10 protein-coding genes are annotated in these 16,790 nt (G+C 70.2%); 6 read left to right on the top strand and 4 right to left on the bottom strand.

What is annotated here, in order from left to right; genetic code table 11:
* The first annotated feature begins 150 nt into the window (after positions 1-150).
* Positions 151-2,019, top strand: coding sequence for a translation elongation factor 4 (gene lepA, locus ABZX90_RS03515; RefSeq protein ID WP_351119558.1), 1,869 nt, complete (start codon positions 151-153; stop codon positions 2,017-2,019).
* A gap of 213 nt (positions 2,020-2,232) precedes the next feature.
* Positions 2,233-4,101 (top strand): AMP-dependent synthetase/ligase, encoded by a 1,869-nt coding sequence (locus tag ABZX90_RS03510; RefSeq protein ID WP_351119557.1) that lies wholly within the window; start codon positions 2,233-2,235, stop codon positions 4,099-4,101.
* 178 nt (positions 4,102-4,279) lie between these two features.
* On the opposite strand, the gene ABZX90_RS03505 is transcribed toward ABZX90_RS03510, so the two are convergent.
* Both ABZX90_RS03505 and ABZX90_RS03500 read right to left on the bottom strand, forming a co-directional pair.
* A complete protein-coding gene (locus tag ABZX90_RS03505) occupies positions 4,280-4,864 on the bottom strand; it encodes a response regulator (protein ID WP_355201181.1) in 585 nt (194 codons plus the stop codon).
* A gap of 12 nt (positions 4,865-4,876) precedes the next feature.
* Positions 4,877-9,115, bottom strand: coding sequence for a HAMP domain-containing protein (locus tag ABZX90_RS03500; RefSeq protein WP_355201179.1), 4,239 nt, complete (start codon positions 9,113-9,115; stop codon positions 4,877-4,879).
* A gap of 103 nt (positions 9,116-9,218) precedes the next feature.
* On the opposite strand from ABZX90_RS03500, the gene ABZX90_RS03495 reads away from it, so the two are divergent.
* Both ABZX90_RS03495 and hemW read left to right on the top strand, forming a co-directional pair.
* On the top strand, positions 9,219-11,498 hold the full coding sequence (locus ABZX90_RS03495; RefSeq protein WP_355201177.1) for a SpoIIE family protein phosphatase: 2,280 nt from the start codon (positions 9,219-9,221) through the stop codon (positions 11,496-11,498).
* Between the two features lie 99 nt (positions 11,499-11,597).
* Positions 11,598-12,830, top strand: coding sequence for a radical SAM family heme chaperone HemW (gene hemW / locus ABZX90_RS03490; RefSeq protein WP_351119553.1), 1,233 nt, complete (start codon positions 11,598-11,600; stop codon positions 12,828-12,830).
* Between the two features lie 24 nt (positions 12,831-12,854).
* On the opposite strand, the gene ABZX90_RS03485 is transcribed toward hemW, so the two are convergent.
* Both ABZX90_RS03485 and ABZX90_RS03480 read right to left on the bottom strand, forming a co-directional pair.
* Positions 12,855-13,661, bottom strand: coding sequence for a DUF3097 domain-containing protein (locus tag ABZX90_RS03485; RefSeq protein ID WP_351119551.1), 807 nt, complete (start codon positions 13,659-13,661; stop codon positions 12,855-12,857).
* A 31-nt stretch (positions 13,662-13,692) separates the two neighbouring features.
* Positions 13,693-14,424, bottom strand: a complete 732-nt coding sequence (locus ABZX90_RS03480; protein WP_351119549.1) for an MBL fold metallo-hydrolase — start codon at positions 14,422-14,424, stop codon at positions 13,693-13,695.
* Positions 14,425-14,602: 178 nt separating this feature from the next.
* Between ABZX90_RS03480 and hrcA the strand changes: the two genes are divergently transcribed.
* Together hrcA and dnaJ are read left to right on the top strand one after the other, a co-directional pair.
* A complete protein-coding gene (gene hrcA, locus ABZX90_RS03475; protein ID WP_351119547.1) occupies positions 14,603-15,619 on the top strand; it encodes a heat-inducible transcriptional repressor HrcA in 1,017 nt (338 codons plus the stop codon).
* The gene (gene dnaJ, locus ABZX90_RS03470) at positions 15,620-16,756 is read left to right on the top strand and encodes a molecular chaperone DnaJ (protein ID WP_351119545.1); all 1,137 of its coding nucleotides are present in this window, start codon (positions 15,620-15,622) and stop codon (positions 16,754-16,756) included.
* Positions 16,757-16,790 lie beyond the last annotated feature (34 nt).

The raw sequence follows: 16,790 nt of genomic DNA, 5'->3' as shown, positions 1-16,790 counted from the left end.
TCGCCGATCCCTGTTCCCGGGGCCCCGAACCGGTTGCGCCTGCCCCGCTCACGCGGCCCAAACCGGTCGCAGGTCCCCGCGCGTGGGACCATGGAACCTACGTATCGATCCGACCCGAGGCGACAGGCGCCTCAAGAGACAGGACCCTGCGTGCCCGCGACCCCTAACAATGTGCCCGAGCCGAGCCGTACCGACCCGGCTCTGATCCGCAATTTCTGCATCATCGCGCACATCGACCACGGCAAGTCCACGCTCGCCGACCGCATGCTCCAGCTGACGGGGGTGGTCGACGCGCGGCAGATGCGTGCTCAGTACCTCGACCGTATGGACATCGAGCGCGAGCGCGGCATCACGATCAAGTCCCAGGCGGTCCGGCTGCCCTGGGCGTCGACCGAGGACCCGGGGAAGACCCACATCCTCAACATGATCGACACCCCCGGGCACGTCGACTTCACGTACGAGGTGTCCCGGTCGCTCGCGGCCTGTGAGGGCACGGTCCTGCTCGTCGACGCGGCCCAGGGCATCGAGGCGCAGACTCTCGCCAACCTCTACCTGGCGATGGAGAACGACCTCAAGATCATCCCCGTACTGAACAAGATCGACCTGCCGGCCGCCCAGCCGGAGAAGTTCTCCGAGGAGCTCGCCAACCTCATCGGCTGCGACCCCGAGGACGTTCTCAAGGTCTCCGCCAAGACGGGCCTGGGCGTCGAGGCGCTGCTCGACAAGGTCGTCGCCGAGATCCCCGCCCCGGTCGGCGTCCAGGACGCCCCCGCCCGCGCGATGATCTTCGACTCGGTCTACGACTCCTACCGCGGTGTCGTGACGTACGTACGTGTCATCGACGGGCAGCTCAACAAGCGTGAGCGCATCCGGATGATGTCCACCAACGCCACGCACGAACTGCTGGAGATCGGCGTCTCGGCCCCCGAGATGAAGGCGGCCGACGGTCTCGGTGTCGGTGAGGTGGGTTACATCATCACCGGCGTGAAGGACGTCCGCCAGTCCAAGGTCGGTGACACGATCACCACCCTGCACAAGGGCGCGACCGAGGCGCTCGGCGGGTACAAGGACCCCAAGCCCATGGTCTTCTCGGGCCTGTATCCGCTGGACGGGTCCGACTACCCCGAGCTGCGCGACGCCCTGGACAAACTGCAGCTCAACGACGCCGCGCTGGTGTACGAGCCGGAGACCTCGGCGGCGCTGGGCTTCGGCTTCCGCGTCGGTTTCCTCGGGCTGCTGCACCTCGACGTGATCCGTGAGCGGCTGGAGCGCGAGTTCGGGCTCGACCTGATCGCGACCGCGCCGAACGTGGTCTACCGCGTCGAGATGGAGGACCGCAGCGAGCACATCGTCACCAACCCGAGCGAGTTCCCCGAGGGCAAGATCGACAAGGTGTACGAGCCCGTCGTGCGGGCGACCATCCTCGCGCCCTCCGAGTTCATCGGCTCGATCATGGAGCTGTGCCAGACCCGTCGCGGCACCCTGCTCGGCATGGACTACCTGTCCGAGGACCGGGTCGAGATCCGCTACACGCTGCCGCTCGCGGAGATCGTCTTCGACTTCTTCGACCAGCTGAAGTCCAAGACCCGCGGCTACGCCTCACTGGACTACGAGCCCACCGGCGAGGCGTCCTCCAGCCTGGTCAAGGTCGACATCCTGCTCCACGGCGACAAGGTCGACGCCTTCTCGGCGGTCACGCACAAGGACCAGGCGTACGCGTACGGGGTCCGGCTGGTCGCCAAGCTGCGCGAGCTGATCCCGCGGCAGGCCTTCGAGGTGCCCATCCAGGCGGCCATCGGCTCCCGGGTCATCGCCCGCGAGACCATCCGTGCCATCCGCAAGGACGTCCTCGCCAAGTGCTACGGCGGTGACATCTCCCGTAAGCGGAAGCTGCTGGAGAAGCAGAAGGAAGGCAAGAAGCGCATGAAGATGGTGGGCTCTGTGGAGGTTCCGCAAGAGGCCTTCATCGCCGTGCTGTCCAGCGACGACAGCGGCCCCGCGGCCAAGGGCAAGAAGTAGTCAGGCCGAATGCCGCAATTCAGGGCCCGTCGCGCTTCGGCGCGGCGGGCCCTGTGCTTGTCTCAGGGGTGTGTCCTGGAGGAAGAGACGTGCCGTCGCCTCTTACGCACCGGCCGGACGCGCTCTAGTCTGATCTCTGCTCGGTAGTTACTCGCGAGTTAAACAACAGCCGCAATTGAGCCAGCCGCACTGCCGCGGGCCCCGGAGGATGTCGTGAGCGACACACAGACCCTGATCGAGAACCGTCCGCCGTCCGTCGCGGCCCTCTTCCTGGAGCGCGTGGCGGCCACACCCGACGCCGAGGCATACCGCTACCCGGTACCGGCCTCGGGCGGCCCGGACGAGTGGAAGTCGCTGACCTGGGCGCAGGCCGCTGAGCGGGTCTACGCCATCGCGGCCGGCCTGATCGAACTCGGCGTAGAGCCGGAGCAGCGCGTCGCGCTCGCCTCCTCGACCCGGGTCGAGTGGATCCTGGCCGACCTGGGCATCCTGTGCGCGGGCGCGGCCACCACGACCGTGTACCCGCAGACCAACGCCGAGGAGTCGGCGTTCATCCTCTCCGACTCCGCGAGCAGGATCCTCATCGCGGAGGACGCGGCCCAGCTCGCCAAGGCCCGGGAGAAGCGCGCGGAGCTTCCCGAGCTCACGCGTGTCGTGGTCATCGACCCGGAGGGCGTGGAGACCGACGACTGGGTCCTCACGCTCACCGAGCTGGAGGCGCGCGGTGCCGCGTACCTGGAGAAGCACCCCGAGTTGATCAAGGAGCGCGTCGGCGCGATCACCGCCGACCAGCTCGCGACCCTCATCTACACCTCCGGCACCACGGGCCGTCCCAAGGGTGTCCGTCTGCCCCAGGACAACTGGTCGTACATGGCGAAGGCGATCGCCGCGACCGGGCTGGTCAGCCAGGACGACGTCCAGTACCTGTGGCTGCCGCTCGCGCACGTCTTCGGCAAGGTCCTCACCTCCGGCCAGATCGAGGTCGGGCACGTCACCGCCGTCGACGGCCGCGTGGACAAGATCATCGAGAACCTGCCGGTGGTGCAGCCGACGTACATGGCGGCCGTCCCGCGCATCTTCGAGAAGGTCTACAACGGGGTCGCGGCCAAGGCGCGTGCCGGGGGCGGGGCCAAGTACAAGATCTTCCAGTGGGCCGCGGAGGTCTCCCGCGAGTACGCGAAGGCCAGCCAGGACAACTTCCGCCGTACCGGCTCGGCCTCCGTGCCCTTCGCGCTCGGCGCCAAGCACAAGGTCGCCGACGCGCTCGTCTTCGCCAAGATCCGCGAGGCCTTCGGCGGCAACCTGCGCGCCTGTGTCTCCGGCTCCGCCGCGCTCGCACCCGAGATCGGCTACTTCTTCGCCGGCGCCGGCATCCACATCCTGGAGGGCTACGGACTCACCGAGTCCTCCGCCGCCTCCTTCGTGAACCCGGGAGAGGCCTACCGCACCGGCACGGTCGGCAAGCCGCTGCCCGGCACCGAGGTGCGCATCGCGGACGACGGCGAGATCCTGCTGCGCGGCCCCGGCATCATGGAGGGCTACCACGGGCTGCCCGAGAAGACCGCCGAGGTCCTGGAGGCCGACGGCTGGTTCCACACCGGGGACATCGGCGAGCTGTCAGCCGACGGCTATCTGAAGATCACCGACCGCAAGAAGGACCTGATCAAGACCTCGGGCGGCAAGTACATCTCGCCCGCCGAGGCCGAGGGCCAGTTCAAGGCCGTCTGCCCGTACGTCTCCAACATCCTCGTGCACGGCGCCGACCGGAACTTCTGCACCGCGCTCATCGCCCTCGACGAGCCGTCGATCCTGGAGTGGGCGAAGGACAACGGCCTGGAGGGCAAGTCGTACGCCGAGGTCGTCGCGGCACCCGCGACGGTCGCCCTCGTCGAGGGCTACGTGAAGGAGCTCAACGCGGGCCTGCAGCGCTGGCAGACCATCAAGAAGTTCCGCCTCCTGCCCCGCGACCTGGACGTCGAGCACGGCGAGATCACCCCGAGCCTCAAGCTGAAGCGCCCGGTCGTCGAGCGGGAGTACAAGCACCTGATCGACGAGATGTACGCGGGCTCCCGCGAGGCGTAGTTCACGGTTCCCGGTTCCGCGTTCCCGGTTCCGCGTTCCCGGTTCCGCGTTCCCGGTCCTCGGCCCTCGGTCCTCGTACAGGGGCGGTGTCGTGCAGGGCTTCTCCGCGATCGCGCGGGGGAGTCCTGCACGGCCCGCCCCTGCCGCGGTTCCTGCGCGCCCGTCCCTGACCCAGCTCCTACACCCCCCGCCCACGCCGCATCTCCCTCAGCAGTTCTTCCATCCTCCGTATCTGGTCGCGGAGGCCGGACGCGTCCTCATGGGTGCCGGCCGCCAGGTGGGTCTCGATCTTCCTGAGACGGTCGGCGAGGTCGTCGAAGTGTCGCTGTTCGCGGGCGAGCAGGCGCTCCAGCTGCTGGTTCTTGCGGTGCAGGTCGAGGAAGACGGTGACCTTGGCGCGCAGGACCCACGGGTCGAACGGTTTCGTCAGATAGTCGGCGGCTCCGGTCGCGTACCCGCGGAAGGCATAGCCCGCGTCGGCGTCCGTGCCTGTCAGGAAGATGATGGGCACGTCCTTGGTCTGGTCGAGCCTCTTGATGTTCGCGGCCGTCTCGAATCCGTCCATGCCCGGCATCCGGATGTCGAGCAGGACGACCGCGAACCGCTGCCGCAGCAGCGCCTTCATCGCCTCCTCGCCCGAACGCGCGCGCACCAGCGGCTCGTTGAGAGACCCCAGGACGGCCTCCAGCGCGATCAGGTTGTCCTCCATGTCGTCGACCAGGAGGATGCTCGCGCGCTCGTCGGTCGTTGCCTCAGCGCTCATGATGACGGTGCCTCACTCGCTCTGCGCTGTCTCGGTGCCTCGCCTCCGCGGCGCCTCTGCCGTCGCCGTGGGGGCGTCCGCGCTCGCCGCCTCGGCATCGGCGCGTCCCTCCGGCTCCGCGGCGGCCGTCGCGACCTCGCCGGCCTCGTCCCCCCGGCCGCCCTGGCCACCCACGCCGCCCGTGCCGTCCGCGCCCTCGGGGTCGAGGAGGGCGCAGACGACGGTGAGGAGCTGGTCGACGTCCACCGGTTTCGGTACGTAGTCGTTGGCGCCCCGGGCGATGGATTTCTCGCGGTCGCCCGGCATCGCCTTCGCGGTGAGCGCGACGATGGGCAGCCCCGCCCAGCGAGGGGTTCGGCGGATCGCGGAGATCGTCTCGTAGCCGTCCATCTCCGGCATCATGATGTCCATGAGGACGAGCTCCACGTCGGGATTGCGCTCCAGCGTCTCGACGCCCTCGCGGCCGTTCTCGGCGTACAGGACGGGCATGCCCACCCGGCCGAGCACATGGGTGAGCGCGAAGACGTTGCGGATGTCGTCGTCCACGATCAACACCCGCCGCCCCGGCAGGACATGACCGGCCCGGCCGGACTTCCAGGCCTCCAGTTTGGTGGGCGCGGGCCAGGTGTCGTCGGTGTCGTGGACGCTGTAGGGCTCGCTGGACAACTGCTCGGGGATGGGCACGAGATGGTCCTCGTGCGTCGGCCCGGTCGCCGCGTGCCCGGGGCTCACCGCGGGCACGTACAGCGTGAAGGTGGAGCCCTTGCCGGGCTTGCTCTCGGCGATGATGCGGCCGCCGAGCAGCCCGGCGATCTCCCGGCTGATGGACAGGCCGAGGCCCGTGCCGCCGTACTTGCGGTTCGTGGTGCCGTCGGCCTGCTGGAACGCCTCGAAGATCACCGGGAGTTTCTCCGCGGCGATGCCGATACCGGTGTCGGAGACGGCGAAGGCGATCACATGGTCGCTGTTCTCGCGGGTGAAGGTGTGGTCCGGGTCCTTGACGCGGCTGACGCTCAGTTCGACGCGGCCGCTCGCGGTGAACTTGATCGCGTTGGAGAGCAGGTTGCGCAGGATCTGCTGGAGCCGCTGTTCGTCGGAGTACATCTCACGCGGCACGTCCTCGCCGACGGTCACCTCGAACGCGAGCCCCCGGTCGAGGGTGAGCGGGCGGAAGGTGGCGTGGACGTAGTCGAGCAGCTTGATGAGCGGCAGCTTCTTGGGGCGTACGTCCATCCGGCCTGCCTCGATCTTCGACAGGTCGAGGATGTCGTTGATGAGCTGGAGGAGGTCCGATCCCGATCGGTGGATCGTCGTCGCGAACTGCACTTCCTGGTCGGAGAGACGGCCGTCGGGGTTGTCGGAGAGCAGCCGGGCGAGGATCAGCAGGGAGTTGAGCGGGGTGCGCAACTCGTGGGACATGTTGGCCAGGAACTCCGACTTGTACTGCGAGCTGGTGGCGAGGAGGGCCGCCTTCTCCTCCAGTTCGGCGTTGGAGCGCTGCAATTCCGCCTGCTGCGACTGGAGTTCGTCCGACCGGTCCTGGAGCTGGATGGCGAGGCGCTGGGACTCGCCGAGCAGGGACTCCGTGCGGGAGTTGGCGATGATGGTGTTGATGGCGACGCCGATGGTGTTCACGAACTGGTCGAAGAAGGCCAGGTGGACGTCGGAGAAGCGGGAGAAGGAGGCGAGTTCGATGACGCCGAGCAGCTTGTCCTCGAACAGGATCGGGATGATGACGACACTGGCGGGAGCCGCCTCGCCGAGCCCGCTGTTGATCTTTATGTAGTCCGGCGGCGCCTCCTCGACGAGGATCCGTTTCTTCTCGCGCGCCGCCTGCCGGACCAGGCCGTGCACCGGCATGCCGCCCGTGTCGACGGTCGCACCCTGTGCCGAGCCGTAGCCGGCGATGAAGGCAAGTCCCTTGCTGGGCACGGCCGTACGCAGAGACGTTCCGTCCTCCTCCGGGTCGGCCAGGAAGAAGGCGCCGTACTGCGCGTTCACCAGTGGGGTCAGCTCGCGCAGGATCAGGTCGGCGACCTCCATCAGATCGCGGTGGCCCTGCATCAGCGCGGCGAGGCGGGCGAGGTTCGACTCCAGCCAGTCCTTCGCGCGGGTGGTCTCGCGGAGGTTGGCCACCATCAGGTTGATGTTGTCCTTCAGCTCGGCGACCTCGCCCTGTGTCTCCACGGTGATGGAGCGGGACATGTCTCCCTGGGCCACCGCGGACGCCACCTCGGCGATCGCGCGGACCTGGGTGGTGAGGTTGGAGGCGAGCTCGTTCACGTTCGTCGTCAGCCGCTTCCAGGTGCCGTACACACCCTCGACCCGTGCCTGGCCGCCGAGTTGGCCCTCCGAGCCCACCTCGCGGGCCACCCGGGTGACCTCGGAGGAGAAGGACGAGAGGGTGTCGACCATCGTGTTGATGGTCGTCTTCAGTTCGAGGATCTCGCCCCGGGCGTCCACGTCGATCTTCTTGGAGAGGTCGCCCTGGGCCACCGCCGTGGCGACCTGGGCGATGTTGCGCACCTGCGAGGTCAGGTTGTCCGCCATGTAGTTCACGTTGTCGGTCAGGTCGCGCCAGACGCCCAGGACGCCGAGGACCTGGGCGCGCCCGCCGAGCCGGCCGTCGGTGCCGACCTCGCGGGCCACCCGGGTGACCTCGTCGGCGAAGGCGCGCAGCTGCTCCACCATCGTGTTGACGGTGTCCTTCAGCTCCAGGATCTCGCCGCGGGCGTCGACGGTGATCTTCTTCGACAGGTCGCCGTTGGCGACGGCCGTGGTGACCTGGGCGATGTTGCGGACCTGCGAGGTCAGGTTCAGGGCCATGAAGTTGACGTTGTCGGTGAGGTCCTTCCAGACGCCGGAGACCCCGCGGACCTGGGCCTGGCCGCCGAGGTTGCCTTCCGTGCCGACCTCGCGGGCGACGCGGGTGACCTCGTCGGCGAAGGCGGAGAGCTGGTCGACCATGGTGTTGATGGTCGACTTCAGCTCCAGGATCTCGCCCTTCGCCTCGACGGTGATCTTCTTGCCGAGGTCGCCCTGGGCCACGGCGGTGGAGACGAGCGCGATGTTGCGGACCTGCGAGGTCAGGTTGTCCGCCATGAAGTTGACGTTGTCGGTGAGGTCTTTCCAGACGCCGGAGACACCCCGGACCTGTGCCCGGCCGCCGAGGTTGCCCTCGGTGCCGACTTCGCGGGCGACGCGGGTGACCTCGTCGGCGAAGGCGGAGAGCTGGTCGACCATGGTGTTGATGGTCGACTTCAGCTCCAGGATCTCGCCCTGCGCGTCGACGGTGATCTTCTGGCTGAGGTCGCCGTTGGCGACGGCCGTGGTGACCTGGGCGATGTTCCGCACCTGTGACGTCAGGTTGGACGCCATGAAGTTGACGTTGTCGGTGAGGTCCTTCCAGACCCCCGACACACCCCGGACCTGCGCCCGGCCGCCCAACTGGCCCTCGGTGCCGACCTCGCGGGCCACCCGGGTGACCTCGTCGGCGAACGCGGAGAGCTGGTCGACCATCGTGTTCACGGTGAGCTTCAGTTCGAGCAGTTCACCGGTCGCCTCGACCGTCACCGTACGGGTCAGGTCGCCGCGCGCCACCGCCGTGGTGACCAGGGCGATGTCCCGCACCTGGGCCGTGAGCCGGGAGGCCATCGTGTTGACCGCCTCGGTCACATCCCGCCAACTCCCCGACAGGCTCGTCACCTTGGCGCGGCCGCCGAGCCGCCCCTCGGTGCCGACCTCGCGGGCGACGCGGGTGACCTCGCCGGTGAACAGCGACAACTGGTCGACCATCTTGTTGACGGCCCGCCCCAGCCGTCGTAGGTCCCCGCGCAGTTGACGGTTGCCGTCGTGCAGATCGACGCGCTGGGTCAGATCACCGCCGGCCACCGCGTCGAGGACGCGGGTCGCGTTCGCCGCGGGCGCCACCAGGGCGTCCAGCAACTGGTTCACATCATTGACGCGGCTCGTCCACGCGCCCTGGCCCGGGCTGGCCGCGAGCCGCTCGTCGAGGCGCCCGTGCCGCACCAGCTCCCTGCGGACCCGCTGCACCTCGGAGTTGAAGTGGGAGCTCCGGTCCATGATCTGGTTGAACAGGGCGCTCAGTTCGGCGACCGGTCCGTGCCCCGCCTCGGGCACTTTGCTGAAGTCGCCGTCCCGTGCCGCGGTCATCGCGGCGAGCAGCGGACGCAGGTCCGATGCTCGAATCTGTCCGTCTTCGAGCACATGCATACCACTGTTCTCACTCATGACGGCCCACTTCGGTGACTCGGTGCTTATGGGCGCCGCCAGTCTGTCACCCTGGCCGCATCGTCTGAGGTGTATTCGTCCGAACTGCTCAGGGAGCCGCACAGTGGGGGCCATTCCGACGCAACGGGAGTCCATGGCGTGCGCCCCGGACGCGCCCGCGCACCACCGCGCCGGCCAGGACGCCGTGGCACGCACATCCCTGCCGGGCACCCCGCTGGCCCCCGGAGCTGCTCGCCGGTTCCTCCACGACACCCTCGTGAGCTGGGCCGAACTGGCCCTGCCCGGCGCCGAGATCATCGACGAACGGCTCACCGACGACGCCGCCGTGGTGGTCAGTGAGCTCGTCACCAACGCCGTCGTGCACGCGGGCACCGACGTGGAGCTGCTGTGCCGTCTGGAGAGCCCGGCCGACGGTCCGCCGGGCCCGCTGGTCGTCGAGGTCTCCGACCACCATCCCTCCCGCGCCATACGGGAGGACAGCGGCGAACCCCCGTACGGCACACCGGAGTACGGGCGCGGTCTGCGCCTCGTCGCCGCGCTCTCCGAGGCCTGGGGGATCACCTACCGCCCGGGCGTCAAAACCGTGTGGTCGCGGCTGCTGTCCGACGGGACCGCCGGCGCACCACCCTCGACGGACCTCTTCGCGGACGAGAACGATCTGCACCGGGCCACCGGATTCGCGGACGCCGAAGATCTCCACCGGGCCACGGGATTCGCGGACGCGGAGGATCTGCGTCGTGACGGCGGGTTTGCGGATGCGGATGCGGATGATTTCCATCGGGCCCCCGGATTCGCGAACGAGGACGATCCGCACCGCTCGGGCGGATTCGCGGACGCCGACGACCTCGACGGAATCGACGACCTCGACGACCTCGACGAATTCGACGGAATCGACGGAATCGACGGGTTCGCGGATAGGGACGGCCGTGCGGGCGCGGGCGCGATGGACGGGGCGGACCCGGCCAGGGCCGTCGCGTACACCGAGGGGCGCGCCCCGGGACAGGGTCCGCGGACCGGCGCCGACCCCCATCACGTGATATCCGGCCCCGGGGCGACGCGGAGCACCGCGCGGGGGCACGACTGGCTCGACCGGGGAGCCCTCTCCTTCCTCGCCGAGGCGTCCGACCTGCTCGCCGGGCAGCTCGACGAGGACCTGGTCGCCGCGCTCGCCGGGCAGCTCCTGGTCCCGCGCCTCGCCGACTGGTGCGCCGTGTGGCTGGAGGACGAGGCCACCGACCGGGCGGGCGGTCTCGGACTCGCCCTCGGACCCCGCCTCGCCCGCGTCTGGCACGGCAGCGAGAACCTCATCGAGGGGCTGCGCCGCTCCCTGGAGGAGGACCCGCCGCGGCTGCCCGACGCGGTGCGGTCCCGTGCCGTCCCGGTGCCCTGGCCCGGCGAGGCGCTGGGCGCCCGCGGCGCGAGCGGGGCGGCGCTGGCGTACCGGCTGATCGCGGGCGGCCGGCCACTGGGCACGCTCGTCATCGGGCGGGCCGGGCTGCCCGCCTTCCCGGACGAGGTCAACGGGCTCGTCGAGGATCTCAGCCGCCGCATCGCCCTCGCCATCGGCGCGGCCCGCCAGTACGCGCGCCAGGCCACCATCAGCCGGGTCCTGCAACGGGGACTGCTGCCGGGCGCGGTCGCCGAGATTCCCGGGGTGCGCAGCGCCCTCGTCTACGAGCCGCTCGACAAGGGCGGGCCCAGCGGAGACTTCTACGACGTGTTCCCGGCCGGCGACGGGCGCTGGTGCTTCGCCGTCGGCGACGTCCAGGGCAAGGGGCCCGAGGCCGCCGTCGTGATCGGCCTCGCCCGGCCCTGGCTGCGGCTGCTGGCCCGCGAGGGCTATGACGTCGCGGACGTCCTGGACCGCCTCAACCAGCTCCTCCTCGACGACGCGACGGAAGCCGCGGACGCGGCGGCCCGCGCGCTGGTGGCCGCGGGCGACCCCGGGCTCGGCACCGACCTCGGCCCCCAGACGCGCTTTTTGTCCATGCTGTACGGCGAGCTGGTCCCCTTCGACGGCGGAGTGCGCTGCACCCTGGCCTCGGCGGGGCATCCGCTGCCGCTGCTGCTGGGCCCTGACGGCGACGTACGGGAGATGGCCCGGCCGCAGACCCTGCTCGGCGTCTTCGAGGACCCCGAGTACACCTCCGAGTCCTTCGAGCTGTACCCCGGCGACACCCTGCTGTGCGTCACGGACGGCGTGACGGAGCGGCGCGACGGATCCCGTCAGTTCGACGACGACGACGGTCTCGCGCAGGCCCTCGCGGGCTGCGCGGGGCTGAACGCCGAGCTGATCGCGGAACGGATCCGCGGGCTCGTCCACGATTTCGGCACGCGCCCGCCGGAGGACGACATGGCCCTGCTGGTGTTACAGGCGGAGTAGCCCGGCGGCCGCCCACCGGGGAGGGCGCCGGCGGGCGGTACGGCCGGTCCGGTCGCGGGACGGAACACCTACCCCCGCCCGTACTGGACAATGGAACGCATGCCTTCCGCACTTCCCGACGGTGAGCCCGTCCCCGACGACGGGGCACTGCCCGCGCACGCCCTGGACGGGGCGGCCGATCGGCCCCTCGGGTTCTACCTCCACGTGCCGTACTGCGCGACCCGCTGCGGCTACTGCGACTTCAACACCTACACGGCGACCGAGCTGCGGGGCACCGGTGGTGTGCTCGCCTCCCGCGACAACTACGCGGACACCCTGACCGACGAGGTCCGCCTCGCCCGCAAGGTCCTCGGCGACGACCCGCGCCCCGTCCGCACGGTCTTCGTCGGAGGCGGCACGCCCACGCTGCTGGCCGCCGACGATCTCGTACGGATGCTGGGGGCGATCCGGGACGAGTTCGGGCTCGCGGACGACGCCGAGATCACGACGGAGGCGAACCCCGAGTCCGTGGACCCGGAGTACCTCGCGACGCTGCGCGCCGGCGGCTTCAACCGTGTTTCCTTCGGCATGCAGAGCGCCCGGCAGCACGTCCTGAAGGTGCTCGACCGCACGCACACCCCCGGCCGCCCCGAGGCCTGTGTCGCCGAGGCCCGCGCGGCGGGCTTCGCACATGTGAACCTGGATCTGATCTACGGCACACCGGGGGAGTCGGACGACGACTGGCGTGCCTCGCTCGAAGCTGCCCTCGGCGCCGGTCCCGACCACATCTCCGCCTACGCACTCATCGTCGAGGAGGGTACGCAGCTCGCGCGCCGCATCCGCCGCGGCGAGGTCCCGATGACCGACGACGACGTGCACGCGGACCGCTATCTCATCGCGGACGAGGTGATGTCGGCGGCGGGCTTCGACTGGTACGAGGTGTCGAACTGGGCCACCTCCGAGGCCGGCCGCTGCCTGCACAACGAGCTGTACTGGCGCGGCGCCGACTGGTGGGGCGCGGGCCCCGGCGCGCACAGCCACGTCGGCGGTGTTCGCTGGTGGAACGTGAAGCATCCCGGTGCGTACGCGGCGGCGCTGGCCTCGGGCCGCTCGCCGGGCGCCGGGCGTGAACTCCTCTCCGACGAGGACCGCCGGGTCGAGCGCATCCTCCTCGAACTGCGGCTGCGCGAGGGCTGCCCGCTCTCCCTGCTCCGCCCCGACGGACTCGCGGCCTCCCGCCGCGCGCTGTCCGACGGGCTCCTCGAAGCCGGTCCGTACGACGCCGGTCGCGCCGTCCTCACCCTGCGCGGCCGCCTCCTCGCGGACGCCGTCGTCCGGGATCTGGTGGACTGAACACCCGCTCGCGCCGGCGGGGGTTCACTCCGGAGCGGTGACGAAGTCGATCAGCTCCTCCACCCGGCCCAGGAGTTCCGGCTCCAGGTCCTTGTAGGAGTGCACCCGGGACAGGATGTGCTGCCAGGCCGCGCCGGTGTTCTCCGGCCAGCCCAGGGCCCGGCACACGCCCGTCTTCCAGTCCTGGCCGCGCGGTACCCGGGGCCAGCCCGGGATGCCCACGGAGGACGGCTTCACGGCCTCCCAGACGTCGATGTACGGGTGCCCGAGCACCAGGGCGTGATCGCTCGTGACCGCCCCGGCGATCCGGGACTCCTTCGAACCCGGGACCAGGTGGTCGACGAGGACGCCGAGCCGGGCGTCCGGGCCCGGCGCGAACTCGGCGACGATCGCGGGCAGGTCGTCGATGCCCTCCAGGTACTCCACCACGACGCCCTCGATGCGCAGGTCGTCACCCCAGACCCGCTCGACCAGTTCGGCGTCGTGGCGGCCCTCGACGTAGATGCGTCCGGCCCGGGCGACCCGGGCGCGGGCGCCGGGCACCGCCACCGAGCCGGATGCCGTACGGCTGGGACGTACGGGCGCCGCCGCCGTCGGGCGCACCAGCGTCACCACCCTGCCCTCCAGGAGGAAGCCGCGCGGCTCCAGCGGGAACACCCGGTGCTTGCCGAAGCGGTCCTCCAGGGTCACCGTGCCCGCCTCGCAGCGGATCACCGCACCGCAGAAACCGGTGCCGGGCTCCTCGACCACCAGACCCGGGTCCGCCGGGACCTCGGGCACGGGCTTCGGCTTCTTCCACGGCGGGGTCAGGTCCGGAGAGTACTGGCGCATTCGGATGACGATAGGAGAAGCCCGGGGGCGCTCACGGCGACACGCCGAAACGCGCGGCCAGGGCGTCCCGCTGTGACCGTACGAACGCGGCGTCCACCACCGCTCCGTGACCGGGCACGTACACCGCGTCCTCGCCGCCGAGGCCGAGCAGCCGGTCGAGGGCCGCGGGCCAGCGTGAGGGAACGGCGTCGGGACCCGCCTGGGGCTCGCCGGACTCCTCGACCAGGTCGCCGCAGAACACCACCGTCGGGTCGCCGGGCACCACGACCACGAGGTCGTGCGCGGTGTGTCCCTCGCCCGTCCGCACCAGCCGGACCTCGATGCCGCCGTCGAGTTCCAGGTGCCACGTTCCCCGGACGAACAGGCCGGGACGCACGAGCGTGTCGGCCGCCTCCTCCGCCGCCCGAAGATCCAGTCCGTTGCGCACCGCGTCCGCGCACAACTCCTCGCGACCGTTCTCGTACACCCCGGACGAGCCGCCAGCGGCGAAGATCTCCACGCCCGCGAACGCCGCCGCGCCGAAGACATGGTCGAAATGGGGGTGGGTGAGTGCGAGGTGCGTCACTCGGCGACCGGGGCCGAGGAGCCGCTCGGCCTCGGCGCGCAGCCACGCGCCCTCCGCGAGGCTCGACCCCGCGTCGACCATCAGTGCCGCGCCCTCGCCTACGACGAGCCCCACGGTGCAGTCCCAGTCCGGAAGCCGCCGCCGCCCGACCCGGGGCGCCACCCTTTCCCACCCCAGCTCTTCCCAAGTCAGCCTCATGCGGCGACGCTAGCGGTGACCGGGTGCCGTGCACGACATCGCAGGCCCGCCCTTGCCGGGGTCGTGCCTCACCGCCGTACACTGGGCCGGGGGACATTGGCACTCGCGTGCGTTGAGTGCCAGGCGAAAGCCGCGAAGGCCACGAAGACCACCGAGTCGAATTCTGGAGGTGTGCGCGATGCTCAGTGAACGCAGGCTCGAGGTGCTGCGCGCCATCGTCCAGGACTACGTGGGCACCGAGGAACCGGTCGGTTCCAAGGCGCTCACCGAGCGGCACCGGCTGGGTGTCTCGCCGGCGACCGTCCGCAACGACATGGCGGCCCTGGAGGACGAGGGCTACATCGCCCAGCCGCACACCAGCGCCGGACGCATCCCCACGGACAAGGGATACCGGCTCTTCGTCGACAAGCTCGCCGGCGTCAAGCCGATGACCGCGCCCGAGCGGCGGGCCATCCAGAACTTCCTGGACGGCGCCGTCGACCTCGACGACGTCGTCGGACGGACCGTGCGGCTGCTCGCGCAGCTCACACGGCAGGTCGCCGTCGTGCAGTACCCCTCGCTGACCCGCTCGACCGTGCGCCATGTGGAGCTGCTGTCACTCGCCCCCGCGCGGGTGATGCTCGTGCTGATCACGGACACCGGCCGGGTCGAGCAGCGCATGATCAACTCTCCGGCGCCGTTCGGTGAGACGTCGCTGGCGGATCTGCGGGCCCGGCTCAACAGCAGGGTCGCGGGCCGCCCCTTCGCGGACGTCCCACAGCTCGTGCAAGACCTCCCGGACGCCTTCGAGGCGGAGGACCGGGGTACGGTCTCGACAGTGCTCTCCACTTTGCTGGAGACACTCGTCGAGGAGACCGAGGAGCGGCTGATGATCGGCGGTACCGCCAATCTGACGCGTTTCGGACATGACTTCCCTCTCACCATCCGGCCGGTGCTCGAAGCGCTGGAGGAGCAGGTTGTGCTCCTCAAGTTGCTTGGAGAGGCCGGGGATTCGAGCATGACCGTGCGAATCGGGCACGAGAACGCGTATGAGGGACTCAACTCCACGTCCGTGGTCTCGGTCGGCTACGGTTCGGGCGGCGAGGCAGTAGCCAAACTCGGCGTGGTCGGCCCGACCCGCATGGATTACCCAGGAACGATGGGAGCGGTACGAGCGGTGGCACGGTACGTCGGACAGATCCTGGCGGAGTCTTAAGTGGCCACGGACTACTACGCCGTACTCGGCGTGCGCCGCGACGCGTCCCAGGACGAGATCAAGAAGGCGTTCAGGAGGCTCGCTCGCGAGCTGCACCCGGACGTCAATCCCGATCCGAAGACGCAGGAGCGGTTCAAGGAGATCAACGCCGCGTACGAGGTGTTGTCGGACCCGCAGAAGAAGCAGGTCTACGACCTCGGCGGCGACCCGCTGTCCCAGCAGGGCGGCGGTGGCGCCGGCGGCTTCGGCGCGGGCGGCTTCGGGAACTTCTCGGACATCATGGACGCCTTCTTCGGCACGGCGTCGCAGCGCGGACCGCGCTCGCGCACCCGCCGGGGCCAGGACGCCATGATCCGGCTGGAGATCGAGCTGGACGAGGCAGCCTTCGGCACCACGAAGGACATCCAGGTCGACACGGCCGTCGTCTGCGCCACCTGCAACGGCGAAGGCGCCGCACCCGGCACCACCGCGCAGACCTGTGACATGTGCCGCGGTCGCGGCGAGGTGTCCCAGGTGACGCGGTCCTTCCTCGGCCAGGTCATGACCTCACGGCCGTGTCCGCAGTGCCAGGGCTTCGGCACCGTGGTCCCGACCCCGTGCCACGACTGCGCGGGCGACGGCCGGGTCCGGTCCCGTCGCACCCTCACGGTCAAGATCCCGGCCGGTGTCGACAACGGCACACGGATCCAGCTCGCGGGCGAGGGCGAGGTCGGCCCCGGCGGCGGCCCCGCCGGTGACCTGTACGTGGAGATCCACGAGCTGCCGCACTCGACGTTCCAGCGGCGCGGCGACGACCTGCACTGCACGGTCACCCTCCCGATGACCGCGGCGTCCCTCGGCACCAAGGTGCCGCTGGAGACCCTCGACGGCATGGAGGAGGTCGACATCCGTCCGGGCACACAGTCCGGCCAGTCGATCCCGCTGCACGGCCGGGGCGTCACGCATCTGCGCGGCGGCGGCCGCGGCGACCTCATCGTGCACGTCGAGGTCACCACGCCGACCAAGCTCGACCCGGAGCAGGAGCGGCTCCTGCGCGAGCTCGCCATACTGCGCGGCGAGGAGCGGCCCACCGGCCAGTTCCAGCCCGGTCAGCAGGGGCTCTTCTCCCGGCTGAAGGACGCCTTCAACGGCCGCTGATCCAGGCGCGGCGCGGGGTGGGAAAGCCACCCCG

Origin of the sequence: Streptomyces sp. NPDC002935 (genome assembly GCF_040611295.1) — a bacterium.
Taxonomy (GTDB): domain Bacteria; phylum Actinomycetota; class Actinomycetes; order Streptomycetales; family Streptomycetaceae; genus Streptomyces.
Note: the sequence above shows the minus strand (reverse complement) of the source record. Positions and strands in the feature narration are given on the sequence as shown.

Bases quoted from the DNA above. Each gene is read 5' to 3' on its own strand.
- ABZX90_RS03505 (WP_355201181.1), bottom strand. From the start codon at position 4,864: ATGAGCGCTGAGGCAACGACCGACGAGCGCGCGAGCATCCTCCTGGTC.
- ABZX90_RS03500 (WP_355201179.1), bottom strand. From the start codon at position 9,115: ATGAGTGAGAACAGTGGTATGCATGTGCTCGAAGACGGACAGATTCGA.
- hemW (WP_351119553.1), top strand. From the start codon at position 11,598: ATGCCTTCCGCACTTCCCGACGGTGAGCCCGTCCCCGACGACGGGGCA.
- ABZX90_RS03485 (WP_351119551.1), bottom strand. From the start codon at position 13,661: ATGCGCCAGTACTCTCCGGACCTGACCCCGCCGTGGAAGAAGCCGAAG.
- ABZX90_RS03480 (WP_351119549.1), bottom strand. From the start codon at position 14,424: ATGAGGCTGACTTGGGAAGAGCTGGGGTGGGAAAGGGTGGCGCCCCGG.
- hrcA (WP_351119547.1), top strand. From the start codon at position 14,603: ATGCTCAGTGAACGCAGGCTCGAGGTGCTGCGCGCCATCGTCCAGGAC.